Raw genomic sequence first — 5,243 nt, 5'->3', positions numbered from 1 at the left:
ACCCCTGAAATGTAAAATAATATAGGGGTGATGTGAGAATGTACCAATACGAAAAACGCCTGGACTGTCGCGCCCTGGGCAAAGAAATTAAGCGCAGACGCAAGGCCAAAGGCTGGACGCAGGAGCATCTGGCCCAGCTTGTAGACCTCACCCCCCGTTCCATCATGTATATTGAAAACCGAGGTCAGCACACCAGCCTCAACGCCTTTTATAAAATCGTCACCCTTTTGGATATTTCCGTAGATGAATTTTTCTACCCAGACAGGCACAACGGAGAGGGCGAGCGCCGGAAACACCTTGACCGTATGCTGAACGGCATGGACGAAAAAGAGCTAATAATCATGGAAAGTGCCGCAGAGGGCATCCGAAAAGCCCGCGAAACGGAGGGAGCGTAAGAAAAACGCTGCCTCCGTTTTTTGCGCCATTTCAAGGGGGCGCACTCTTGGCAAGCAGGGCGAGTGTCAATACACTCGCCATTTTCGCCTTGCGAAAATGCTTGTTGGGGTTGCACCCCAAACCCGCCGGAAGCCTCTGGACACCGTGTCCAGAGGCTTCCCTGTCTGCGGCCCCGTCGCTATCGCTCCTGGGCCTTATTCTCCCGTCCTCCGGGCAAGTCGAGGAGATGATCGACGTTGGCCTTGACCGCCACCGCCTCCCGCATTTCCTGTTGTGCCGCCCGGTATTGGGCATAGAGTTTTTTCTTCCGCTCCGACAGCTCCCGGCGCTCCTTTTTCAGCGCCTCCATCTTGGGGAGCTTGGCCCCGCCCAGGATGTCGTTGATCGCCGCCTTTGCCGCCCGGTAGGAGGCCAGCGTCTCCTCATGCTCCGCCAGATACTTCTTGCTGTACCGGGCGGCCTTGTAGCTGTCGAACACGGGCCGGGTCTTGGCGTAGTCCACCACGGCCCCCATCAATTTTGTGGTGGAGGCCAGCCGCTCCTCCACTCCCCGCAGCTCCCCAGCCAGGACGTGAGCCCGATCCACCGCCGCCGCCGTCCGCTCCGCCAGGGCGTCATAGTCGGTCAGCCCGTTCTCCTGGAGGAATTGGAGCGCGGCGGCCATCTGTTTCAGATTGTAGATTTTCGCCCACCGCTCATAGCCTGGGCCCTTACCCTGGGCCATGCGCTGCTGAATGTCAATGATCAGATTGACGCGCCGGGGAGCCGCCGAACGGGACCGCCCCTGGGCGGGCTTGCGGACGGGGGCCCGCCCGTCGATCACCGCCTCCACGTCCTCCGGGCCGTAGCCGTCCCCCAGGGTGGAGGCCCGGAAGCGGATGGCCCGGTCCTGGCCGGGAAGCCGGAACGAGATCACCCCGCCCCGGCCCCGCTTCACCTGGACCCCCGCCGCCTCCATCCACCGGAGAAATCCGGCAAGGTCGGCGGGCCGCTCCGCCAGGGCCCCGTCAATGATCCCCCGCAGCTGCTCCTTGTAGGAGGCTGGCCGGGCCCCGGCCAGCCATTGGCCGTAGTGCCGAAATTTCCCCTTGCTGTGCAGCTTGGGATTTTTGATAATAGAAAGGTCATGCTCCAAACATATCCGGTCAGACAGCCGCCGCAGAGCGCGGGCAGAGCCTAAAAAATCCCGGTATTTCCGGGTGCAGTCAAGGGTGGTGGAATTGTAGTAAATATGGACGTGGGGGTGGGGCCGGTCCGCGTGGGACACCACAAAGAAAGCGTGTTTTCCCTTGGTCCAGCGCATCGCCAGCTCATAGCCGATATTCAGCGCCTCCTCCGGGTCCAGCTCCCCAGGGGGGAACGATTGACGGATCTGATAGCACAGCACATCGGCGTCCCGCTTCTGCTCCCGGCCCGTGATTGCTTTGTACCGGGCCTTGCTCAAAAGAAACTCGCTGTCAGCGGTGAGGGGGTCGCACTCATAGGAGCGGATCAGGGCCCCGTCCAGGGTCTTTTCCGGGTTCTGGCCGTAGTCGAAGCGGTCCGACAGGGAGGCCAGGATCGATTTGCCCCCGCTGATATGGTGGGATATGAGACGGGTCGTCGCCAGGGACAGCACCCCCTTTCATGATCGGTTCTCCCCAGCTCTGGACACGGTGTCCAGAGGCGGGGACAGCCGGGGAGCGGCCTGGGCCGCTCCCACGGGTCACAGGGCCACCACCTGGGCCAGCTTCTCCAACAGCTCGGAGAGGGGCCCCCATAAATCGGCGTAGTCCTTTTGAAGCGCCTGGAGCTCGTTGGGATAGAGGCCGCCGTAGGTGTTCACATGGAGCGCCGCCTGATTGAGATTGTTGGCGCACCGCCGCTGGAGGGACACCAGCTCCCGCACCGGGGAGAGGTCCACCTGGAGGACATAGCCGTTGAGGGCCATTTTTCGGACATAGGCGCTCATGTTGTGAATACCCGTCTGCTCCATACGGTCCTTGATCGCCTGCTGCTCCTCCGGGCTCAACCAAACATAGAGCGGTATGTTCCGGCGGCGCTTTTTCCCCGTCACGGCTACCGCTCGCCCCGATCCGGGGCCTCCCTTTTGGGGTTGGGCGGGGCCTGCCGCTCCTGGGCCTGCCGCCCCGCCTCTTTCATCTGCTCCGCGATAGGAGAGGGCCGCCGCTCCACTTCCCGGACGGAATAGCGGTGCTGGTAGTCCTTGGCCCGGTCCTGGAAATCGCTCCGGGCCTTTTCGGGGTCGCTGTGGTAGTGGCCCCAATAGTAGTCACGGCGGCTGCCCTCCTGGGTAAACTGCCACGTTACAAAACCCTCCCTGGGGTGCTCTCCCAGGACGAAGCCCCGGCCATTGTCGAACAGGACAGATTGCCGGATCACATAGCCTTGATTTTCTTCCATGATAACCTCCAAAATGTTGACAGTATGGGGCCGAAACAGGGGCGGGACGTGAAATGATACGGCCCGCCCCTGTTTGGCGTCTGGAAAGCCTTGCAAACACTGGACTTTTGAGGGCCTAATTGTCAACAGGTCAACCCCGTTTTTTCCTCATGTGATCCCGCTGCTGTTTTCGGTGGGCGGCTTGGGCGCAGGCGGGGGAACAGTAGCGCCGCCGCCCGTCCAGGAGGGCGGGCCGCCCGCAGAGGGGGCAGGCCCGCGTCTCCACGGGGCCGGGGGCGGTGAGGGCGGCCTCCAGCGCCGGGTCCAGGGGCAGGACCGCCGCCCGGAAGTAGCGGCAAAGGGGCCCGTCCAGGTTTTCCCCAGCATATAACACTCGCAGTCCAAAGGCAAGCATCCCTCGGCCCGGTCATAATTGGCGCACCACTTCACCACCAGGGCCCGGATCGCCGCCCGCTCCTCGCGGGTGAGCTCCCGCTGGTCCATGCCGTCACCTCCCCCCCGCCGGGTCCGGCCCGGCTCCGCAGATAGGCCCGGAAGCAGGTCACGCACCGCAGGCCCCGCCAGTAGGGGCATCCCTCACAGGCCGATCCCTTGGGGGCCGGGGTGGGCTCCGGGGGCCGGTGGTAGGTGGGCTGCTTCATAAAGGGCTCGTAGGGGCTGTCAGTGAAATTCACTCGTCCCCTCCCTCGTCCTCCTCGCCGTCCACATCCCAGGGGGGCGTGTCGTCGTAGTCGTCGGGCTCGTCATAGCCGGAATAGTCCTCCTCCGGCTCCGCCGCCTTTTGCTGCTTGGGACGGTAGATTTTGAAGTACCACCCGGCCCCGCCGCCCAGGGCCAGCACCGCCAGGGCCGCCAGGAGCATCCCGGCCCCGCCGGACTTTTGGGGCTCCTCCGGGCCGGGGTCAGGTTCAGTCTCCGGGGGCTCCGGCTCCGTCACAGGGGGCGGGGCCTCCGGCTCCGGGCCCGGCTCGGCCAGGGCCATCAGGTCGGAGACGGTGACGGCGTTGAGGAAATAGACGTTCTCTGTACTCCGCTGCCGGTCAATCACCAAATAGAACACCGCCTCGTCCGCCGTGGTGATGGTGAAAAACTCCTTGCCGTCCTGGTCGGTGGCGTTGTCCAGCACCGTACCCGTTCCGTCCGGGGTGAACGGCTGGGGGTCCGGGGGCTGCTCCACAGGCAGGGGGTCCACAGGCTCCAGCCCCACCCAGGGGACATACTCGCTGCCCTCGCTCTCGTCGCCGCCGCCAGCGTAGGCGGGGACGGTGAGCACACCCACCATCAGGACGGCGCAGAGCATAGCTGCCAGCATACGGGATTTTTTCTTCATTCCGCACTCTCCTTTCCGCCGCCGGTCCTCTGGACACCGTGTCCAGAGCCGTCCCGGAGCTGCCGCAGGAGGGCGGGCAGCTCGTCCAGGGACACGCTCATGCCCCGCACGATGTCCACGATCTCCTCATTCTCTGCCTCCCGGTGCTTCTGCTCCAGCTCTTTCAGCCGGGCCTGCTGCTCGTTGATCTTGGCCTTGACCTTCTCCATCTCGGCCCAAATTTTCGCGCTCTTGCTGATCGCCATTGAAAACCTCCTTTGTCATGGTAAACGCCCCCAGGCGTAAAAATGGGATTGCCAGTAACTCGTATTCAGACTTGTAAATTGCACCGGGTCCCCACAGTGGAGCATCATCCCGTCCCCCACATAGAGCCCACAGTGGGTCACGCCGTCCGGGTTGGGCGCGTTGTAGGTGTAGCGGAAAAACACAAGGTCGCCGGGCCGTGGGGAGCTGACGGGGGTACAGTAGTTGTAGAGCCCCTGGGCCCCCAGGCGGCCCACGTTCCAGCCGCATTGGTTCAGCACATAGGACAGGAAGCCGGAACAGTCAAAGGACGTGGCCGGGGAGCTGCCGCCCCAGACGTAGGGGTAGCCCAGGTACTTCTCCGCCTCAGTGAGCAAGGCGGCAAAGTCGGGATCGGAAAGATACTGCTCCGGCACGTCGTAGGGCTGGGGCGGGTTGGTGATGTACTTGTCCACATAGCCGGAGCCGGGGAACAGGTCGGGCCGGTTGCCCAGGGCGGCCATGTAGAGGGAATACCGGGAAAGCTGCTCCCCGCCCATCATGTAAATGGGCAGGTGGGACAGGTCCTCGTTTTTCAGTGTCACGGTGCAGATGTAGTAATTGTAGGGGACCCGGACAGTATAGGGGCCGTCGGGCCCCGTCCGCGTCTCCGTTCGGTAGCGTACCTCCACCACAACATTTTCCGTGAGGATATACTGCCGGTCAAAAATGGTCTGGAGGGTCCCCCGTACCTCCTCCAGCGTCCACTCCCCCTCATGGAACGCGGAGAGCATGGAGATCAGCACATAGGGGTCATGCTCGATGTCGTCCAGGTCAAAGTGGTATTCGTCGTAGTCGTGGGTGCTGGTGTAGGTGTCCAGGTAGTGTTGCA

8 protein-coding genes and 1 pseudogene are annotated in these 5,243 nt (G+C 63.1%); 1 reads left to right on the top strand and 8 read right to left on the bottom strand.

Going from position 1 to position 5,243, the window contains the following annotated elements; all coding sequences use genetic code 11:
* The first annotated feature begins 38 nt into the window (after positions 1-38).
* Positions 39-395, top strand: a complete 357-nt coding sequence (locus tag QZ332_RS13005) for a helix-turn-helix domain-containing protein (protein WP_295766194.1) — start codon at positions 39-41, stop codon at positions 393-395.
* A 179-nt stretch (positions 396-574) separates the two neighbouring features.
* On the opposite strand, the gene QZ332_RS13000 is transcribed toward QZ332_RS13005, so the two are convergent.
* From QZ332_RS13000 to QZ332_RS12965, 8 genes and pseudogenes are all read right to left on the bottom strand, one after another.
* A complete protein-coding gene (locus tag QZ332_RS13000) occupies positions 575-2,005 on the bottom strand; it encodes a relaxase/mobilization nuclease domain-containing protein (RefSeq protein ID WP_295766196.1) in 1,431 nt (476 codons plus the stop codon).
* A 96-nt stretch (positions 2,006-2,101) separates the two neighbouring features.
* Positions 2,102-2,452: a plasmid mobilization protein gene (locus tag QZ332_RS12995; RefSeq protein ID WP_295766192.1), complete on the bottom strand. Its 351-nt coding sequence runs from the start codon at positions 2,450-2,452 to the stop codon at positions 2,102-2,104.
* 2 nt (positions 2,453-2,454) lie between these two features.
* Entirely contained in the window at positions 2,455-2,799 is a 345-nt protein-coding gene (locus QZ332_RS12990) for a hypothetical protein (protein WP_295766190.1), read from the bottom strand.
* Positions 2,800-2,929: 130 nt separating this feature from the next.
* A pseudogene (locus tag QZ332_RS12985) lies at positions 2,930-3,282 on the bottom strand (cysteine-rich VLP protein).
* Positions 3,225-3,473, bottom strand: coding sequence for a hypothetical protein (locus QZ332_RS12980; protein WP_295766198.1), 249 nt, complete (start codon positions 3,471-3,473; stop codon positions 3,225-3,227). Before QZ332_RS12980 ends, QZ332_RS12985 begins: the two are co-directional and overlap by 58 nt.
* Positions 3,470-4,129, bottom strand: a complete 660-nt coding sequence (locus QZ332_RS12975; RefSeq protein WP_295766188.1) for a CD1107 family mobile element protein — start codon at positions 4,127-4,129, stop codon at positions 3,470-3,472. Before QZ332_RS12975 ends, QZ332_RS12980 begins: the two co-directional genes overlap by 4 nt.
* Positions 4,126-4,374 carry a DUF4315 family protein gene (locus QZ332_RS12970; protein ID WP_295766186.1) on the bottom strand — a complete coding sequence of 83 codons (249 nt, stop codon included), beginning with the start codon at positions 4,372-4,374 and terminating at the stop codon, positions 4,126-4,128. The genes QZ332_RS12975 and QZ332_RS12970 overlap by 4 nt, the downstream gene beginning before the upstream one ends.
* A 15-nt stretch (positions 4,375-4,389) precedes the next feature.
* Positions 4,390-5,243: C40 family peptidase (locus QZ332_RS12965; protein WP_295766185.1), on the bottom strand; the 854-nt coding region annotated here is incomplete at its 5' end.

It is taken from the genome of uncultured Oscillibacter sp. (genome assembly GCF_910584465.1).
Lineage (GTDB): Bacteria > Bacillota > Clostridia > Oscillospirales > Oscillospiraceae > Oscillibacter.
The sequence above is the reverse complement of the archived record's forward strand: the minus strand, read 5'-3'. Positions and strand labels throughout refer to the sequence as shown.

Coding starts and splice junctions, on each gene's coding strand:
- QZ332_RS12975 (WP_295766188.1), bottom strand. CDS start 4,129: ATGAAGAAAAAATCCCGTATGCTGGCAGCTATGCTCTGCGCCGTCCTG.
- QZ332_RS12970 (WP_295766186.1), bottom strand. CDS start 4,374: ATGGCGATCAGCAAGAGCGCGAAAATTTGGGCCGAGATGGAGAAGGTC.
- QZ332_RS13005 (WP_295766194.1), top strand. CDS start 39: ATGTACCAATACGAAAAACGCCTGGACTGTCGCGCCCTGGGCAAAGAA.
- QZ332_RS12990 (WP_295766190.1), bottom strand. CDS start 2,799: ATGGAAGAAAATCAAGGCTATGTGATCCGGCAATCTGTCCTGTTCGAC.